At 71.4% G+C, this 17,881-nt stretch carries 17 protein-coding genes and 1 rRNA gene; 15 read left to right on the top strand and 3 right to left on the bottom strand.

Annotation, left to right across the window (positions count from 1 at the left end; translation table 11 throughout):
- From rrf to AB0G52_RS40315, 10 genes are all read left to right on the top strand, one after another.
- Nucleotides 1-82: ribosomal RNA gene (rrf, locus tag AB0G52_RS40270) — 5S ribosomal RNA — on the top strand; the annotation flags it as partial.
- Nucleotides 83-142: 60 nt separating this feature from the next.
- Nucleotides 143-787, top strand: a complete 645-nt coding sequence (locus AB0G52_RS40275; protein WP_132890441.1) for an HAD family hydrolase — start codon at nucleotides 143-145, stop codon at nucleotides 785-787.
- Nucleotides 788-880: 93 nt separating this feature from the next.
- Entirely contained in the window at nucleotides 881-1,606 is a 726-nt protein-coding gene (locus AB0G52_RS40280) for a VC0807 family protein (protein ID WP_361344163.1), read from the top strand.
- A 90-nt stretch (nucleotides 1,607-1,696) separates the two neighbouring features.
- Complete coding sequence (locus tag AB0G52_RS40285; protein WP_132890439.1) at nucleotides 1,697-2,914, top strand: MFS transporter; 1,218 nt, start codon at nucleotides 1,697-1,699, stop codon at nucleotides 2,912-2,914.
- Nucleotides 2,865-4,037: an acetoin utilization protein AcuC gene (locus tag AB0G52_RS40290; protein WP_361344167.1), complete on the top strand. Its 1,173-nt coding sequence runs from the start codon at nucleotides 2,865-2,867 to the stop codon at nucleotides 4,035-4,037. The genes AB0G52_RS40285 and AB0G52_RS40290 overlap by 50 nt, the downstream gene beginning before the upstream one ends.
- Nucleotides 4,038-4,300: 263 nt before the next feature.
- A complete protein-coding gene (locus AB0G52_RS40295) occupies nucleotides 4,301-5,116 on the top strand; it encodes a phosphatase (RefSeq protein ID WP_361344170.1) in 816 nt (271 codons plus the stop codon).
- Nucleotides 5,117-5,248: 132 nt separating this feature from the next.
- Entirely contained in the window at nucleotides 5,249-5,458 is a 210-nt protein-coding gene (locus tag AB0G52_RS40300) for a helix-turn-helix domain-containing protein (RefSeq protein WP_123975194.1), read from the top strand.
- Between the two features lie 131 nt (nucleotides 5,459-5,589).
- Nucleotides 5,590-5,688: an AURKAIP1/COX24 domain-containing protein gene (locus tag AB0G52_RS40305; RefSeq protein WP_003948845.1), complete on the top strand. Its 99-nt coding sequence runs from the start codon at nucleotides 5,590-5,592 to the stop codon at nucleotides 5,686-5,688.
- Nucleotides 5,689-5,858: 170 nt separating this feature from the next.
- The gene (locus tag AB0G52_RS40310; RefSeq protein WP_132890436.1) at nucleotides 5,859-6,956 is read left to right on the top strand and encodes an NAD-dependent epimerase/dehydratase family protein; all 1,098 of its coding nucleotides are present in this window, start codon (nucleotides 5,859-5,861) and stop codon (nucleotides 6,954-6,956) included.
- Nucleotides 6,957-6,970: 14 nt separating this feature from the next.
- A complete protein-coding gene (locus AB0G52_RS40315) occupies nucleotides 6,971-8,086 on the top strand; it encodes a lysophospholipid acyltransferase family protein (protein ID WP_361344174.1) in 1,116 nt (371 codons plus the stop codon).
- A gap of 55 nt (nucleotides 8,087-8,141) precedes the next feature.
- Here AB0G52_RS40315 and AB0G52_RS40320 read toward each other — a convergent pair whose 3' ends face one another.
- The 3 genes from AB0G52_RS40320 to AB0G52_RS40330 form a co-directional block, all read right to left on the bottom strand.
- Complete coding sequence (locus tag AB0G52_RS40320) at nucleotides 8,142-9,389, bottom strand: DUF5667 domain-containing protein (protein ID WP_132890434.1); 1,248 nt, start codon at nucleotides 9,387-9,389, stop codon at nucleotides 8,142-8,144.
- A gap of 234 nt (nucleotides 9,390-9,623) precedes the next feature.
- The gene (locus tag AB0G52_RS40325; RefSeq protein WP_132890433.1) at nucleotides 9,624-10,406 is read right to left on the bottom strand and encodes an ECF subfamily RNA polymerase sigma factor, BldN family; all 783 of its coding nucleotides are present in this window, start codon (nucleotides 10,404-10,406) and stop codon (nucleotides 9,624-9,626) included.
- A gap of 490 nt (nucleotides 10,407-10,896) precedes the next feature.
- Nucleotides 10,897-11,820, bottom strand: coding sequence for an HAD-IB family hydrolase (locus AB0G52_RS40330; protein WP_132890432.1), 924 nt, complete (start codon nucleotides 11,818-11,820; stop codon nucleotides 10,897-10,899).
- Nucleotides 11,821-11,959: 139 nt separating this feature from the next.
- Between AB0G52_RS40330 and AB0G52_RS40335 the strand changes: the two genes are divergently transcribed.
- The 5 genes from AB0G52_RS40335 (at nucleotide 11,960) to AB0G52_RS40355 (ending at nucleotide 17,736) form a co-directional block, all read left to right on the top strand.
- Nucleotides 11,960-12,244, top strand: a complete 285-nt coding sequence (locus tag AB0G52_RS40335; protein WP_361344179.1) for a glutaredoxin family protein — start codon at nucleotides 11,960-11,962, stop codon at nucleotides 12,242-12,244.
- A 281-nt stretch (nucleotides 12,245-12,525) separates the two neighbouring features.
- The gene (locus AB0G52_RS40340) at nucleotides 12,526-13,281 is read left to right on the top strand and encodes a redox-sensing transcriptional repressor Rex (RefSeq protein ID WP_132890430.1); all 756 of its coding nucleotides are present in this window, start codon (nucleotides 12,526-12,528) and stop codon (nucleotides 13,279-13,281) included.
- Nucleotides 13,278-15,077 (top strand): glutamyl-tRNA reductase, encoded by a 1,800-nt coding sequence (locus tag AB0G52_RS40345; protein WP_361344183.1) that lies wholly within the window; start codon nucleotides 13,278-13,280, stop codon nucleotides 15,075-15,077. The genes AB0G52_RS40340 and AB0G52_RS40345 overlap by 4 nt, the downstream gene beginning before the upstream one ends.
- The gene (hemC, locus tag AB0G52_RS40350) at nucleotides 15,074-16,033 is read left to right on the top strand and encodes a hydroxymethylbilane synthase (RefSeq protein ID WP_361344186.1); all 960 of its coding nucleotides are present in this window, start codon (nucleotides 15,074-15,076) and stop codon (nucleotides 16,031-16,033) included. The genes AB0G52_RS40345 and hemC overlap by 4 nt, the downstream gene beginning before the upstream one ends.
- Entirely contained in the window at nucleotides 16,030-17,736 is a 1,707-nt protein-coding gene (locus AB0G52_RS40355) for a uroporphyrinogen-III synthase (protein WP_361344189.1), read from the top strand. The genes hemC and AB0G52_RS40355 overlap by 4 nt, the downstream gene beginning before the upstream one ends.
- Nucleotides 17,737-17,881: the final 145 nt, after the last annotated feature.

A 17,881-nucleotide genomic window follows, 5' to 3' on the forward strand; every position in this document is an offset into this window, starting at 1 on the left:
CATTCCGAACCCGGAAGCTAAGCCTCACAGCGCCGATGGTACTGCAGGGGGGACCCTGTGGGAGAGTAGGACGCCGCCGAACAAATATTGGGAAAGGCCCACGCCATATGGCGTGGGCCTTTTCGCGTTTATGCTCGACCCCATGCGCTATGACCTGGTCATCTTCGACAACGACGGCGTCCTCGTGGACAGCGAGCCCATCTCCAATCGGCTGCTCGCCGGGTATCTCACCGAGCTGGGACACCCCACCTCCTACGAGGACTCCATACGGGACTACATGGGGTCCGCGATGCACCGCGTCCATGAGCTCGTCGAGGAGCGCACCGGACGGCGTCTGCCGGACGACTTCGACGACGTCTTCCACGCCCGGGTGTTCGCCGCCTTCGAGCGGGAGTTGAAGCCCGTCGCCGGGGCGGCGGAACTGCTGGAGCGACTGGCGGCGGACGGGGTGCCGTACTGCGTGGCGTCGTCCGGGAGTCATGAGCGGATCCGGGTGGGGCACCGTACGACCGGGCTGGACCGGTGGTTCGACGCGGCACGGGTCTTCAGTTCGCAGGACGTGGGCCGGGGGAAGCCGGCGCCGGACCTCTTCCTGTACGCGGCCGAGCGGATGGGGGTCGCGCCGGGGCGCTGTGCCGTCGTGGAGGACAGCCCGCTGGGGGTGCGGGCGGCGGTCGCGGCCGGGATGGACGTGTACGGGTTCACCGCCATGACACCGGCCGACCGGCTGCGGGGTGCGACCCGCCTCTTCTCCGACCTGGGGCACTTGGCCGACCTGCTGGAATGACCGAGGGCATCGCGCCGGCGCTGACAATTGTCATGCCGACCTCCGGACGTTCGTTCCTACTGCGGGACCCCGTCCGGACGCGAAGCTGAGGGCATGACGAAGACGACGAGCACCGGGTCCCTGAACAAGCGGCGGCCCAGCGTGCTGGAGAACCTCCGGCCGCTGCTCGTGGACGTGGCGGTACCCCTCGGGTCGTACTACTTCCTCAAGGGGGCCTTCGGGATGAGCACCTTCGCGGCGCTCGCCTGGAGCAGCGTGGTGCCGGCCGTGCGGACGGTGTGGGGTGTGGTCAGGGAGCGCAGGACCAACGGACTGGCGGCGCTGATCCTGGTCGTGAACGTGGTCGGGCTGGCACTCAGCTTCGTCTCCGGAGACCCGAGGCTGATGCTCGCCAAGGACGGCGCGGTGAGCAGCACGGTCGGCATCGGGATCCTGGTGTCGGTGGCCCTGGGGAAGCCGATGATGACGGCGGGGCTGAGGCCCTTCCTGCTGAAGGGGGACCCGGCCCGGGAGGCGGCCTGGGAGCGGCTGGCGGCCGGTGCCGCGGCCCGGTCGGCGGAGTTCCTGCGCAAGGAGCGGGTGTTCTCCGTCATCTGGGGCGTGGTCCTGGTCGTGGAGTGCGTCGCCCGGGTCGTCGGCGCCTACACGATCCCCGTGGCCACGATGGTCTGGCTGGGCTCGGTCTTCCTGGTCGGTGCCATCACCCTCGGGATGGTGGTCTGCGGCGGCGCGGCCGCCGAGCCGATGGCCCGCCTGATCACCGACGAGGTGAAGCGCCAGGAGGCCGCGGAGGAGCGGGAACTCGCGGTCGCCGCCTGAACGGGAGCCACCGGGGAGCGCCGAAGCTGAAGGAAATTCATCTTTGGTTGGATCTACCCACGAGTACGCCGGGGCCCTACGCTCGCCGCCATGACAGATGTGCTGCGGCGCGGTAGGGCCTCGTTGGCGTTCAGTTTCTTCACTCAGGGCGCCACCTTCGCGCTGCTGGTGACGCGCATCCCCGCCATCCAGGACCGGTACGGCGTCTCCGACGCGCTGCTGCCGGTCTTTCTCGCCGCCGTGCCGATCCTGGCCGGGGTCGGCAGTGTCACCACCGAGCAGCTGGTGAAGCGCATACGCCCCAGCAGGCTGCTGCGCTGGGCCCAGCCCGTGGTGATGCTGGCGCTGCTCGGCGTCGGGTCCGGCGGGCACCTGGCCGAGCTGGCCGTGGCGCTGGGCGTGTTCGGGCTCGCCGTGGGGGCGCTGGACGCGTCCATGAACATGCTCGGGGTGAGTCTGCAGCGGACGTACGGCCGGAGCATCATGCTCAGCTTCCACGCCGCATACAGCCTGGGCGGGATCCTGGGGGCCTCGCTGGCCTGGGCGGGGGCGCACTGGCACCTGGCGCTGTGGGTGTCGTATCTGCCGGTCGTGGCGGTGCTGTTGCCGGCGACGCTGGTGGGGAGCCGGTGGTACGTGGACGGCGAGCCCGCGCCGGTGGCGGACGGGGCGGCCGGGGGCGCCGGTGGGGGTGTCGTGTTCAGGGTGCTGCTGCCGCTGTGCCTGGTGATGACGTTCGCCTACATCGGGGACTCGACCGTCTCCAACTGGAGTGCGAAGTACCTGAAGGACGTGCTGGGCAGCAGTGAGCAGCTGGCGACCGTGCCGTACAACGTGTACATGGTGACCACGCTGGTCGGGCGGGCCATCGGGGACTTCGGGGTGCGGCGGTTCGGGGCGGTGACCGTCGTACGGCTGGGGGTGCTGGTGGCGGCCGTCGGGTTCGCGGTGGTGGCGGTCGCGCCCGGGGCGTGGGTCGGGATGGCCGGGTTCACTCTGCTGGGGCTGGGGTTGTGCGTGCTGGTGCCGCAGACCTTCGCGGCGGCGGGGAGGTTGTTCCCGGGGGCTTCGGATGCGGCCATCGCCCGGTTGAACATCTTCAACTACGTCGGCTTCCTGATCGGTTCGCCGTTGGTGGGTGCGCTGGGCGACGCGTGGAGTTATCGCGGGGCGATGCTCGTGCCGATGGTGTTGGTGCTGGTGACGTTGGTGTACGCCCGTTCGTTCGCGACCAGGCCGGACCGATACGGTGGCGGTCATGAGCGGCCGCGCACAGCTGATGTGGGACGAGGCAGTAACGGGCTATGACTTCGGTCCGGGCCATCCGATGGATCCGGTCCGGCTGGCGTTGACCCGGAGTCTGGTCGGCGCCTTCGGGCTCGACCGGGCGGTGGAGGTCGTCGCGGCGAAGCCGGCCGGGGAGTCGACGCTGCGGCTGGTGCACAGGGAGGACTACGTCGAGGCCGTGAAGGCGGCTTCGACGGACCCCGCGGAAGCCGACCAGTCGTACGGTCTCGGGACCGTGGACGATCCCGCCTTCGCCGGGATGCACGAGGTGTCCGCGCTGATCGCGGGGCAGTCGGTGGCGGCCGCGGAGGCGGTGTGGCGGGGGGACGCCGAGCACGCGGTGAACTTCGCGGGCGGGCTGCACCACGCGATGCCGGGGGCCGCGTCAGGGTTCTGCGTCTACAACGATCCCGCGCTGGCGATCGCGCGGCTGCTGGAACTCGGCGCCGAGCGGGTCGCCTACGTGGATGTCGACGTGCACCACGGGGACGGGGTGCAGGCCGCGTTCTGGGAGGATCCGCGGGTCCTGACGATCTCGCTGCACGAGCACCCCCGGACCCTGTTCCCGCAGACCGGGTGGCCCGCCGAGGTGGGCGCCGGGGCGGGGGAGGGGGCCGCGGTGAACGTGGCGTTGCCGGCCGGGACCGGGGACGCGGGGTGGGTGCGGGCGTTCCACGCCGTGGTGCCGGAGCTGCTCGCCGACTTCCGGCCGCAGGTGCTGGTGACGCAGCACGGCGCCGACACGCACTTCGAGGATCCGCTGGCCCACCTGGCCGTCTCGCTGGACGCGCAGCGGGCCGTGCAGGTGGCCTGCCATGAGCTGGCGCACGAGTACGCCGGCGGGAAGTGGGTCGCCCTGGGGGGCGGGGGGTACGAGGTGGTGGACGTCGTGCCGCGGTCCTGGACGCATCTGGTGGCGATCGCGGCGGGGCGGGAGATCGAGCCGGAGACGCTGGTGCCGGAGGAATGGCGCCAGGAGGTGTTCGCCCGGACCCGGCAGTTGGGGCCGGGGCGGATGACGGACGGGCGGTGGCCGGTGGGGTGGGCGTCGTGGGACGCCGGGTACGACCCCGCGGACCGGCTGGACCAGGCGGTGCTGGCCACACGCCGCGCCGCATTCCCGCTGCGCGGCCTACTGGCGTAGGGGCGTCCCGCCGCCGCGGGGGGCGTTGGGCGCCGGGCAACGAGCGGCGGCCGTTGGGCGGCGGGCGGCGAGCGTTGGGCGGCGGGCGGCGAGCGGCGAGCGCCGGGCTTTGGGCCGTTGGGCGGCGGGCGTTGGCCGGCGAGCACCGAGCGGTGAGCGCTGGGCGGCGGGTGGTGAGCCGCTGGTGTTGGGCATTGGGCCATGCGTGGGGTGTTCTGTCGTTTTGGGGTACTTCCGGGGGTGGGTGCGTCACCATCTCAGCCGTGTCGGATGTCGGTGAGCTTCGTGCGTATCTGGTGGCTGTCGGGCTTGCCGGGGCGGTGGCCGGCTCCCGGGAGCGCAGTCTGCGCCGGTACCGGTTGTTCGCGGCTCGGGACCCCCGGGCACTGATCGGGATCGATCCCCAAGGGGTCTGGACCGAGCGCGAGTTGGTTCGGCTGATGGCGGGCAAGTGCGGGGTTTCGGACGATCCCGAGTTCGTTTCAGGGCATGATGTGATCGACCCGGAACGCACGGTGGCTGCTCTGGACGCTTTCGCCGAGCGGGTGGGGGCTGCCGCCCGGCGTCGCGCGCCCGTGCTGTTCGGGACCGGGCACCCGCACCGGCTGATCGGTTTCTACGCAGCTCTGGCGGACGCGCTGTCGGCGGTGGGATGTGAGATCCTCACCCCTGCGCAGGGTCGCCGTGTCGACATAACGACCCGGTTCGGTCTACGTACGTGCACCCTCGATTACGTACAAGGTGTCGGGTTGGTGCGGGAACCGGGAGGTGAACGCCCCGGTTGTGCGCCGGGGACGCACACGCACTCGCCGCTGCCGGTTCGGCTGGCGCTGGACGCCGCCGCCGGGGGTGGCGGGCCGCTGCCCGAGCTCGTGGTAGGGGACCATGGATGGGTCTGCGGTGCAGGTCAGCTCGGGTTTGAGGCCATTGGTCTGGCGGATACGGATGACCCCGCGGTCTTCGTGGGCGAGGCCGAGGGGGTGGTGTCAGTGGCCGTTCCGGTTGACGACGGCGTGCGGTCCGACTACTACATGCCTCTCACCCGCTACGTACTCAATCGAGCCTGTCTGTCACAGTAGGCCGCCGATGGGTGCACCTCTTCCCCACTCGCATCACCCGCCCCTACATTGGGGAGTGAGCACGCAACGACGAAGAGTCACCGGAAGGGGAAGCCGGTGGCCCGTCGAGTGCGGAAGGTTCGGGTGTGTGACATGGCTGCAGACCAGAGGCCTCTGAACGAGGTCGTGTTCCTTACCGTGGCGGAGGTCGCCGCGGTGATGCGAGTGTCGAAGATGACCGTGTACCGGCTGGTGCACAGCGGTCATCTGCCCGCGATCCGGGTGGGGCGGTCCTTCCGCGTCCCCGAGCAAGCGGTACACGAGTACCTTCGCGAGAGCTATGTGGGGGTCGAGACCGCCTGACGACGGTTCCGGGACCTCCCCGGAACACCTCGATTACGACCTCAGCGCTCGGGCGGGTAGGCTAGCCCCTCGTAGGTCGTATGGGCCCATGGCGCCCAGCACCGAGTGATGAGAAGTGAGCGAGGGTAGTCGTGGGCTCTGTTATCAAGAAGCGGCGCAAGCGGATGGCCAAGAAGAAGCACCGCAAGCTGCTCAAGCGCACGCGCGTTCAGCGTCGTAACAAGAAGTAATTACGGCGCCGAGCCGCGGAAGCTTGTGTGTGACCCCCCACCAGTACGGTGGGGGGTCACACGCATTTTCCGGCCGTCGCGGCTCGTCGTGGCCTGTCGGGGGTCATGCCGCGGCACCGCCGAGCCGCTAAGTTGGCCGCGTACGGGAACACGGAAGAAAGGCGCTGATCTTGGGAAAGGTCGTGCTCGTGACCGGAGTGGCCCGTCAGCTCGGGGGCCGGTTCGTACGGCGCGTGCAGCGTGACCCCGAAGTGGAGCGGGTCGTCGCCGTGGACGCGGTGCCGCCGGAGCACCACCTGGGCGGGGCGGACTTCATCCAGACGGACATCCGGCAGCCCTCCATCGCCCGGGTGCTGGCCGAGAGCGGTGCCGACACCGTCGTCCACATGGACGTGACGGGGACACCGCTCGGCAGCGGCAGCCGGACCAGCGTCAAAGAGACCAACGTCATCGGGACGATGCAGCTGCTCGGCGCCTGTCAGAAGGCGCCGAACGTGAAGCGGCTGGTGATCAAGTCCAGTACGAACGTGTACGGCTCCGCGCCCAAGGACCCGGCCGTCTTCACGGAGACGACCCCGCCGAAGTCGCTGCCCAGCGGCGGGTTCGCGAAGGACACCGTGGAGGTGGAGGGGTATGTGCGCGGGTTCGCCAGGAGGCGGCCCGACGTGGCGGTGTGCGTGCTGCGGTTCGCCAACATCCTCGGTCCGACGGCGGACACCCCGCTCGCGTCCTACTTCTCGCTGCCCGTGCTGCCCACCGTCTTCGGCTACGACCCCCGGCTGCAGTTCGTGCACGAGGACGATGTCATCGACGTGCTGCGGATCGCCTCGCACGAGCCCGCGCGCGGGACGCTCAACAGCGGCACGTTCAACATCGCCGGTGACGGTGTGCTGCTGCTCTCGCAGTGCTCGAGGCGGCTGGGACGGCCCACCGTGCCGCTGCTGCTGCCCGCGGTCACCTGGGCCGGCTCGCTGGTGCGGACGCTCGGCATGAGCGACTTCTCGCCCGAGCAGATCCGGCTGCTGACGCACGGCCGGGTGGTGGACACCGTCCAGATGCGCGAGACGCTCGGGTTCCGGCCGAAGTACACGACGGCGCAGACGTTCGCGGATTTCGTGCGCGCCCAGGACCCGGGGCTGCTGCCGCCCGAGGCCGTGGCCGCGGTCGTCGACCGGATCGCCGCGTTGCCCGCGCTGCACGGCGGGAACCCGGTGACGAGGACCCCGGCGAAGTCCTCGACGAAGACCCCGACCCAGAGCGCCAACTGAGGAGCGCAACAACGATGGCGGACGCCAAGGTCATTCCGTTCGACGACGACCGGTCCCGCGGGGCTGCCGCCCAGCGGCCGGCCCGGCGCCGGGGCGCGGGCGGCCGGCGCAAGAGCGGCGGTGAGCAGGCGGGGACGCGTGAGTCCGGGGCGGGACGCGAGCCGGGGGCGGTCCGTGAGGTCCAGCCCCTCGCGGGGCGGATCCCCGCGCAGGAGGATGTGCAGGTGACCCGGGAGAACCCTGAGGCGGGTGCGGAGCGGACAGGTGCGGAGCAGCCGCCGCACGACGAGTCCGGCCTGGAGCGGCGTGTCGCGCGCGGGCTGGCGTTCCTGCGGCGGCGGCTCACCGGGGACTACGAGGTCGACGACTTCGGCTACGACGAGGAACTGACCGACCAGGTCCTGATGTCCCTGCTGCGGCCGGTGTACGAGAAGTACTTCCGCGTCGACGTGAAGGGCCTGGAGAACATCCCGGCCGAGGGCGGTGCGCTGATCGTCGCCAACCACTCGGGGACGCTGCCGTTGGACGGCCTGATGATGCAGGTGGCCGTGCACGACCACCATCCGGCGAATCGTCACCTCAGGCTGCTCGCGGCGGATCTGGTGTTCGTGCTGCCGGTGGTGAACGAGCTGGCGCGCAAGCTCGGGCACACGCTCGCGTGCGCGGAGGACGCCGAGCGGCTGCTGGGGCAGGGCGAGCTGGTCGGGGTGATGCCGGAGGGGTTCAAGGGCATCGGGAAGCCGTTCAGCGAGCGGTACAAGCTCCAGCGGTTCGGGCGGGGCGGGTTCGTGTCGACCGCGTTGCGGCAGGGGGTGCCGATCATTCCCTGCTCGATCGTGGGGGCGGAGGAGATCTACCCGATGATCGGCAACGCGAAGACGCTGGCTCGGGTGCTGGGAATTCCCTACTTCCCGCTGACGCCGACGTTTCCCTGGCTGGGGCCGGTCGGGGCGGTGCCGTTGCCGACGAAGTGGACGATCCAGTTCGGGGAGCCGATTCCGACCGACGGGTACCCGCCCGAGGCGGCCGAGGATCCGATGCTGATGTTCAACCTGACGGATCAGGTGCGGGAGCAGATCCAGCACACGCTGTACAAACTGCTCGTGCAGCGGAGGTCGGTCTTCTTCTGAGGCGTCGCGACAGAGCCCCGCGCCCCTGAACGGGGGCGCGGGGAACCGGTGTTTCTCAGTTGCCGGTGTTCTCGCCGTCGATGCCCAGGCCCGGCAGCAGGCCGGGGAGGAGCGGGGGCAGGGTGACGTCCGGGGCACCGGACGCGGTCTTCGACGGAGTCGGCGTGCTCGTGCCTGTCTTCGGCGGGTCCAGGAGGCCGCCGGTGGCACCGCCGATCAGCCCGTCGTCGCTGCTGCTGCCGGAGGCCGAGCCGCTGGGGGTGCCGTGGCCGGACTCGTGGCCCGTGGAGGAGCTGCCGGAGGACGACGGGGCCGTCGACCGGTGGCGGCCGGGGGAACCGGTGGACGTCGTGCCCGAGCCCTGGCTGCCGGTGCTGCCGCCGGTGTGCTGGGGCGGCTGGGGGAGCAGGGACTGCAGCGGGCCGACCTCTTCGTCTATGGCGGCGAAGACCGACGTCACCTGCTGGCTGACGTCGCCGAGCTGGACCGGGAGCCGCTCGCGCAGGGCACCCCAGGCCTGGCGGTGGGACTGCGCGAAGGCGGACAGGGCCTGGATGGGTCCCAGCGAGTCCGGGTCGCGTTCGTAGGCCTCGTGGAGCAGGCGGTGGCCCTCGGTGACGTCGTGCTGCATGCCGGACAGCGTGCGCCGGATCTCGCCGATCGACTCGTGGTCGAGCTGGCCGCCGCGGTCCCGCTCCATCAGTCGGCGGGCCTCCATCAGCCGGGTCGAGGCCTGGTCGAGGTAGGTCTGACCGCGCTGGTCGTCACCGTCGGACAGGTAGTTGAGCTTGAAGTCCTCGATGCCGCGTTTGAGGCCGTACAGCGAGTCGCCGGGAAGGGCGTCGGAACTGGCCGCGGCCACCCCGCCGAAGGCTCCGGCGGCCACGCCGACGCTCAGGCCGCCGGCCGCGAGCCCCTTCGTGAGCCGGGTACGCGGTCGCAACCTGCCCAGCGGACTGGCCCGATGGGCGCCCTTCGAACTGCCGGAGCGCTGTCCGGGCACCGCGGTGTCCGCCGCCCCACCCAGGGTGCCCTCCGCCAGCATGGCCTCCATCGCGGCCACCAGCCGGGCCCGCTGCACGACCTTGACCTCAGGGTCGAGCTCCGGTTTGGGCAGTGCGGCGAGCCCCGTCGCCAGGGCCAGCAGTTCGCCCTGCTCGGTCGGTTCAGCCCGGTCCGGTGTGGCCGGTGCGTCGCCCACCGGTCCCTCGGACCGCTCGGCCGCCGGGTCCCGGTCGGGCTGCTCCTCCAGGGCCTGGGCGAAGGCGTTCGCCCGCCGGTGTGCCGATACGTTCGCGATCACTGGCGGCACCTCCTCTCGTCATGACGGTCGACTCCCCAGGGGGTCCTGAGGGTTGCACGCCCTCGACCGGACCACACGATCGTGTGATCAGGGACTTGCTGGACGTGACCACAGGGAGCCTGTATCCCGCACAACGAGCGGCTCGGCACTTGGGTTACGGACGAGCGGAGATCGGCTGAGAAAGGCAACGGGCTTTGACGGAACGTGAGTTGGCCGTCGCCGAGGGTGGCCGTCTCAGCGCGCGTCCTCCGGGAGGAGCCGGGCGAGAGTGCGCACGGCACGGTACTGGAGGGTCTTGATGGCGCCCTCGTTCTTGCCCATCACCCGGGCGGTCTCGGCCACCGAGAGGCCCTGGAGGAAGCGGAGCGTCACGCACTCCTGCTGCTGGGGGTTGAGGCGTCGTACGGCGTCGAGCAGCGCGGCGTTGGAGAGGGACTCCAGGACGGAGTCCTCCGGGGAGCGCTCGACCTCGTTGGCGTCGAGCATCTCGCCGGTGGTGACCTCCAGGCGGAAGCGGCTCGACTTGAAGTGGTCGGCGACCAGGTTGCGGGCGATGGTGACCAGCCAGGCGCCGAAGTCGCGGCCCTGCCAGGTGAAGGTGCCGATCCGGCGGAGCGCGCGCAGGAACGTCTCGCTGGTGAGGTCCTCGGCGGTCGCCTTGCCGCCCACGCGGTAGTAGATGTAGCGGTAGACGGTGTCGCTGTACTGGTCGTAGAGGCGGCCGAAGGCGTCGGACTCGCCGGCCTGGGCGCGCTCCACGAGGTCCATCATCCGGGCGCTGTCGCTGTCCGCGGCCGGACGGCGGGCGGGGGCGGCGGTGCCGGTCGAACGGCCGCGTCTGCCGACCGCGGCGCCGCCGTCGGCCAGTGCGTAGCAGGGGCCGACGGGGGCGGTGGAGGCGAAGGCGGGGACGGCGTACGCGGTGGGGACGAGGCCGCGCAGCGTCTCTTTGACCGTCGCGACTGTTGCGCGCAGCGTAGCCAGGCCCGAGGCGTCAACCCCGACGTGTGGGTACACGGGACTCCCAGAGGCAGAGCTTTCATCACGTGCAGTGCGGAACCGTTCACCCGTCGTGGCGACGGAGGGGTACCGGTGTGCGTCTGAGGAGAATAACGCTTCGTGCAGGCACTGCTACACCGAGTTGCTCAAATCGCCGATTGCGTCGCTTCTCTTACCGATTTGAGCCGGTTCAAGTGCCGCAGAGTGACTGATTGTTGATCAGAAAGGTGCGTGTTCAGGCGGAGTCGAGGGCGTGTTGGGGCAGCCGCGCGATAATTCGGGCGCGCGAGGGCCGACACCCCTGCCGGGCCGCGGCGAACGACGCGAACACGCCCCCGCACACGGGCCACCTGTCCCTCCCGCCCCCGCCCGGCGGCCCGCCCCGGCGCCACCCGGACCGAGGCCCTCGCCGACTGTCCGAGACCACGCGAAAGGCCCGGCAAGGCAGGAGACCTCGGCCGGTCGCGATGCACAGGGACGTTTTTGCCGGGCGGGTGGGCGGGGGGTGTCAGCGGCGGCGGCGGCTCAGGGCGATGGCTGCTGCTGTGCCGCCTGCTACCGCGCCCACCCCGGCCGCCGCCGGGATGCCCACCTTGGCCGCCTTGCGGCCCGTCCGGTAGTCGCGCAGGCGCCAGTCCATCTCACGGGCGTGCTTGCGCAGCTTCGTGTCCGGGTTGATGGCGTACGGGTGACCGACCAGGGACAGCATCGGGATGTCGTTGTGGGAGTCGCTGTAGGCCGCGCACCGGGAGAGGTCGAGGCCCTCGGCCGCGGCCAGCGCGCGCACCGCCTCCGCCTTCGCCGGCCCGTGCAGGGGCTCGCCGACCAGCTTGCCGGTGTAGACGCCGCCGACCGACTCGGCCACCGTCCCGAGGGCGCCGGTCAGCCCGAGGCGGCGGGCGATCACGCCGGCGATCTCCACCGGCGCCGCCGTGACGAGCCACACCTTCTGGCCCGCGTCCAGGTGAGCCTGGGCGAGGGCGCGGGTGCCGGGCCAGATGCGCTCGGCCATGTACTCGTCGTAGATCTCCTCGCCGATGGTCTGGAGTTCCGCCACCCGGTGGCCCTTGACGATCGACAGGGCCGAGTCGCGGGCGTCCTGCATGTGCTCGGGGTCCTCGACGCCGGCCAGCCGGAACCACGCCTGCTGCCAGGCGAACCTGGCGAGGTCGCGGGTCTCGAAGAACTTCCGTTTGTACAGGCCGCGGCCGAAGTGGAAGATGGCGGCGCCCTGCATCACCGTGTTGTCCAGGTCGAAGAACGCGGCTGCCTTCTCGTCGCCGAGCACCGGGAACTGGGGTTCCTCGGCCTCTGCGACGGGCGCCGGCGCTTCCTGGTTCTTGCGCGCGGCCTCTGCCGAGGCCTCGCCTGCCAACACGCTCCGCGCCGTGGCGGAGCGCCTACGGGGAGTGAGCCATCCGAGAGCGGCCATGTCGTGAGCATAGCCAGTCCGCCCGGTGGTTCCGGAGTCACGGGAGTTGGATGGGTGTGAACTCTCCGCGACCGTGCCGTGAAGCAGGGCGAGGAAGGTGCCCAGGAGGCGGCGGATCCGCCCTGCCGGGGGCGGGACAATGGACGACATGAGTCCCCTCTTCGGCCGGAAGGCGCCCGCGCCCCGTGTGCGGCTGGTCACCCTCATCCGTAAGCCCGGCTGCCATCTGTGTGATGACGCACAGGCCGTGGTCGAGAAGGTGTGCGGCGACCTCGACGTGCCCTGGGAGCACCAGGACGTCACCCAGGACCAGCGGCTGTACGACCTGTACTGGGAGCAGATTCCGGTGGTACTCGTCGACGGTGAACAGCACACCTTCTGGCGCGTGAACGAAGAGCGGCTCCGCAAGGCACTGACCGACTAGTCCAAACCGGCTGCGAAGTCGCTTAGGATCGACGGCGGCTTGGTCTCGGGGGGCGGGATTCGTAAGGAGTGTGTGCGGTTTTGCCCCCGACGGAGAGGGAGCGTGCGCGTGTGTGCGCCGGTTCCGTACGGCCGCGCCGGGGGCGCGTGACCCCGGTCACGTTCGCCGGACAAATCGGACACAATCTTTGTGCACGCGTTCACAAAGACATAGCCTGCTGTCGACGGGGCGGTCTGGGTACGAGTGACCGTCCGCAGCCCCGCTCAACCTGTTGGAGCACCGTGGCAACTGGCCGAACTCACCGACCGGCGACCCGCAGCCGAGGGATCCCCGAGGCCACCGTCGCCAGGCTTCCGCTGTACCTCCGGGCGCTGACCGCACTGTCGGAGCGCTCGGTCCCCACGGTCTCCTCCGAGGAACTGGCCGCCGCCGCGGGGGTCAACTCCGCGAAGCTGCGCAAGGACTTCTCCTACCTGGGTTCGTACGGCACGCGCGGTGTCGGCTACGACGTCGAATATCTCGTCTACCAGATCTCCCGTGAGCTGGGCCTGACCCAGGACTGGCCCGTGGTGATCGTCGGTATCGGTAACCTCGGCGCCGCCCTCGCCAACTACGGCGGGTTCGCCTCCCGCGGCTTCCGGGTCGCCGCCCTGATAGACGCCGACCCCGCGATGGCCGGGAAGCCGGTGGCCGGTATCCCCGTGCAGCACACCGACGACCTGGAGAAGATCATCCAGGACAACGGCGTCAGCATCGGCGTGATCGCCACCCCCGCGGGCGCCGCCCAGCAGGTCTGCGACCGGCTGGTGGCCGCCGGCGTCACTTCCATCCTGAACTTCGCGCCGACCGTGCTGACCGTCCCGGACGGCGTCGACGTGCGCAAGGTCGACCTCTCCATCGAGCTGCAGATCCTCGCCTTCCACGAGCAGCGCAAGGCCGGCGAGGACCACGAGGGAGCGGTGCCGCCCGTGGTCACCCACCAGGAGGCCGGCGAGCAGGGGCCCGACGGGGACGTACCCGCCGTGATGCCGGCATGAGTCTCCTCGTCGTCGGGCTGAGCCACCGCAGCGCCCCGGTCAGCGTCCTGGAACGGGCCGCGCTCTCCGCGGACGCCCAGGTCAAGCTGGTCCAGGACACGGTCGCCGCCGAGCCGGCCACCGAGGCCGCGGTGCTCGCCACCTGCAACCGCATCGAGCTGTATGCCGACGTCGACAAGTTCCACGCCGGGGTCGCCGAGCTGTCCACGCTGCTCGCCCAGCACAGCGGGGTCGGGCTGGACGAGCTCACTCCCTATCTCTACGTGCACTACGAGGACCGCGCCGTCCACCACCTGTTCTCGGTGGCCTGCGGGCTCGACTCGATGGTCGTCGGCGAGGGGCAGATCCTCGGCCAGATAAAGGACTCGCTGGCCCGCGCGCAGGAGCTGCACAGCGCCGGCCGGCTGATGAACGACCTGTTCCAGCAGGGCCTCCGGGTGGGCAAGCGCGCCCACTCCGAGACCGGCATCGACCGGGCCGGGCAGTCGCTGGTGACCTTCGGCCTGGAGCAGCTGGCCGCGGGTGCGGACGTGGAGACCTGGGCCACCGGCAAGAAGGCGCTGGTCATCGGCGCGGGCTCGATGTCCTCGCTGGCCGCCGCCACGCTGGCGCGGGCCGGGGTCGCCGAGATCGTGGTGGCCAACCGGACGTTCGACCGCGCCGAGCGGCTCGCAGGGATCCTCTCCGAGGGCGACGACACGGACGTGGCCGCCCGCGCGGTACCGATGGAAGCGGTGCCGGGCGAGCTGACACGTGCCGACGTCGTGGTGTCCTGCACCGGGGCGACGGGGCTGGTGCTGACCGCGGACGCGGTTGCGGCCGCCGTCGCCGGGCGGGTACAGGACGCCGATGCGGGCCGGGCGCCGGTCGCGCAGCCCGGCGCCGACGGGGTGCAGCCCTCCGCCGACGGAGTGCCGTCCGCGGCCACCCTGCCGCAGTCCCGGCTTCGCCCGACCGGGGGTACCCCCGTCGCCCCGGGCGGCACGCATGCCCGCGGTCTGACGGACGCCGACGAGAACTGTCCGCTCGACCTCGCCGCCGAGCAGAGTGGTTTCTCCGTGCTGGGGGAGGCCGCCGTCGCCGGTATGGCCGCCGCCGAGCTGGAGCAGCACGCGGCCTGGGTGGACAACGGGACGGTGGACATCCGGGAGGCCGGGCGCCGTACCCCGGAGGCCGAGGTGGAGGCCGAGGCCGAGCTGATCGGCGCGCTCGCCGCGACCGCGGCCCGCGTCGGCCGGATCCCCGAGCGGCGCAGGCCGGAGCCGGTCGCCGGGTTCGCACGGCCCGCCCCTGCGCTGTTCCTCCTCGACCTCGCCATGCCCCGGGACATCGACGCCGCCGCGCACCGGCTGGCCGGGGTGCGGCTGGTGGACATCGAGTCGCTGGCCGAGGCGTCGGCCGACGCCCCGATGGCCGCCGACGTGGACCAGGTCCGCCGTATCGTCTCCGACGAGGTGGCCGCGTTCGGCGCCGCGCAGCGGGCCGCGCACATCACGCCCACCGTGGTGGCGCTGCGGACCATGGCCGCCGACGTCGTCGCGGGCGAGATCGCCCGCCTGGACGGGCGCCTGCCCGACCTGGACGAACGCCAGCGCGGGGAGATCCGCCAGGCGGTGCACCGGGTCGTCGACAAGCTGCTGCACGCGCCGACCGTACGGGTCAAGCAGCTCGCGGCCGAGCCCGGCGGCGCCGGGTACGCGGACGCGCTGCGGACCCTGTTCGACCTCGACCCGGAGACGGTGGCCGCCGTCTCCCGGGCCGTGGACAGCACGACCGAGAAGGACCGACCGGCATGAGTGACATTCCACTGAGACTGGGGACCAGGCGATCCCGACTCGCCATGGCCCAGTCCGGGCAAGTGGCCGAGGCCGTGAGCCAGGTGACCGGACGGCCCGTCGAGCTCGTCGAGATCACCACCTACGGCGACACCTCCCGCGAGCACCTCGCACAGATCGGCGGCACGGGTGTCTTCGTGACCGCCCTGCGGGACGCGCTGCTGCGCGGCGAGGTCGACTTCGCGGTTCACTCGCTGAAGGACCTCCCGACCACCCAGCCCGCCGACCTGGTGCTGGCCGCCGTGCCGGTGCGCGAGGACCCGCGGGACGTGATCGTCGCCCGGGACGCGCTGAAGTTCACCGACCTGCCGCGCGGGGCGCGCATCGGCACCGGTTCGCCGCGCCGTACGGCCCAGCTCAACGCGTACGCCCGTGCGCACGCGCTGGACATAACGACCGTCCCGATCCGGGGGAACGTCGACACCCGGATCGGATACGTGCACGCCGGCGAACTCGACGCCGTGGTGCTGGCCGCGGCCGGACTCAGCCGCATCGGCCGCATCGACGAGGTGACCGACTTCCTGTCGGTCGACACGGTTCTGCCCGCCCCCGGCCAGGGGGCACTGGCGATCGAGTGCGCCGCGGACAACGCGTCGCTGATCGCCGCGCTCGGGGCACTCGACGACCCGTTCACGCGGGTCGCCGTGACCGCCGAGCGGTCACTGCTCGCCGCCCTGGAGGCCGGCTGCTCCGCCCCTGTGGGCGCGCTGGCCGACCTTCTGGCCGACGGGCAGACTGTCAAGGAATTGCGCCTGCGGGCAGTCGTCGGCACGACCGACGGCACCCGGATGGTGCAGTTGTCCACCACCGGTCCCGTGCCCGAGACATACGACCAGGCGACGGCGCTCGGTCGCGAACTCGCCACCGAGATGCTTGCCCAGGGCGCGGCCGGTCTGATGGGGGAGCGAGCACAGTGAGCCCCACCAACCTTCCCGCCGGCCTCGATCACGGGCACGTCACCTTCCTGGGTGCCGGACCCGGGGATCCGGGACTGCTGACCTTGCGTGCCGTGGAGGCACTGTCCAGCGCGGACGTCCTGGTCGCCGAGCACGACGTGCTCGACGTGATCAGGAGCCACGCCAGGCAGGGCGTCTCCGTCGTGCCCACGAATCCGGATCCGTCGTCGGACCCGTATCCGGGCACGGGCGCGCCTCAACTCACGGTTGTTGACGGAGCGTCAACGACCGCTTCCCTCCCGCCCGCGCGGGATGCGGCTCATCTTGTCATGGAGGCCGCGCGGGGTGGCAGGCGGGTCGTCCGTGCGGTGTCCGGGGACCCGGGACTTGATACGTACGCGACCGAGGAAATGCTCGCCTGCGTCGCCGCCGGTGTGCCCTTCGAGGTCGTGCCCGGTGTCGCGGCGGCGGTGGGTGTGCCGGCGTACGCCGGTGTGCCGCTGCGGGACGCGCAGGGCGCGGACGTCCGCTTCGTGGACGCCCGGACCGCCTCCGACCGGTGCTGGACCGAGGTCGGCGCCTCGGACGGCACGGTCGTGGTCTCCACGACGCTCGACTCGGTGGCCGCGGCCGCCGGTGAGCTGGTGGCCGCCGGACGCAAGCCGGACACCCCGCTGACGGTCACCGTCGCCGGTACGACGACCCGGCAGCGGACCTGGACCGCCACCCTCGGCACCATCGCGCAGACGCTGAAGCAGGCGAAGGTGCTGCCCTCGCCGGACGGCGGGCGGCCGGTGATAGCCGTGGTGGGTGAGCGGTCCGCCGCCGCGCAGCGCGACCAGCTGTCGTGGTTCGAGTCCAAGCCGCTGTTCGGCTGGAAGGTGCTTGTACCGCGGACGAAGGAACAGGCGGTGTCGCTCTCCGACCAGCTGCGGTCGTACGGGGCGGTGCCGCACGAGGTGCCGACGATCGCCGTCGAACCGCCGCGCACGCCCCAGCAGATGGAGCGGGCGGTGAAGGGGCTCGTCACCGGACGGTACGAGTGGATCGCGTTCACCTCGGTCAACGCCGTCAAGGCGGTCCGGGAGAAGTTCGAGGAGTACGGGCTCGACGCGCGCGCCTTCGCGGGCATCAAGGTGGCCGCGGTCGGCGAGCAGACCGCCAAGGCGCTGGTCGCCTTCGGCGTGAAGCCGGACCTGGTGCCGAGCGGGGAGCAGTCGGCCGCCGGACTCCTCGAGGACTGGCCGCCGTACGACCCGGTGTTCGACCCGATCGACCGCGTCTTCCTGCCGCGCGCCGACATCGCCACCGAGACCCTGGTCGCCGGGCTGATCGAGCTGGGCTGGGAAGTCGACGACGTCACGGCGTACCGCACCGTGCGGGCGTCGCCGCCGCCGGCGGAGACCCGCGAGGCGATCAAGGGCGGCGGTTTCGACGCCGTGCTGTTCACGTCGTCCTCGACCGTGCGGAACCTGGTGGGTATCGCCGGCAAGCCGCACAACGTCACGGTCATCGCCTGCATCGGTCCGGCCACGGCCAAGACCGCCGAGGAGCACGGGCTGCGGGTGGACGTGATGGCTCCGGAGCCGTCCGTCGCCAAGCTGGCGGAGGCGCTGGCCGAGTTCGGGCTGCGCCGCCGGGCGAGCGCCCGCGAGGCCGGGGACCCGGTGACCCGCCCGAGCGAGCGGCGGCCGGGGGCGCGGCGCCGGCGCACGACGACCTGACGCGAAGACGCGCGAAGACACGAGAGACGCAGAAGACGGACACGGGCGGGGGCGCGCCGACGGGGGCGCCCCCCCCCCGCCCGGGTTGCGGGGGGGGGGGTTTTAGGTAGGGAGAGCGGGGGGGGGGGGAGGGGGGTTAGAAGAG

The organism is Streptomyces sp. NPDC021562 (assembly GCF_040640875.1).
In the GTDB taxonomy this organism is placed as follows: Bacteria; Actinomycetota; Actinomycetes; order Streptomycetales; family Streptomycetaceae; genus Streptomyces.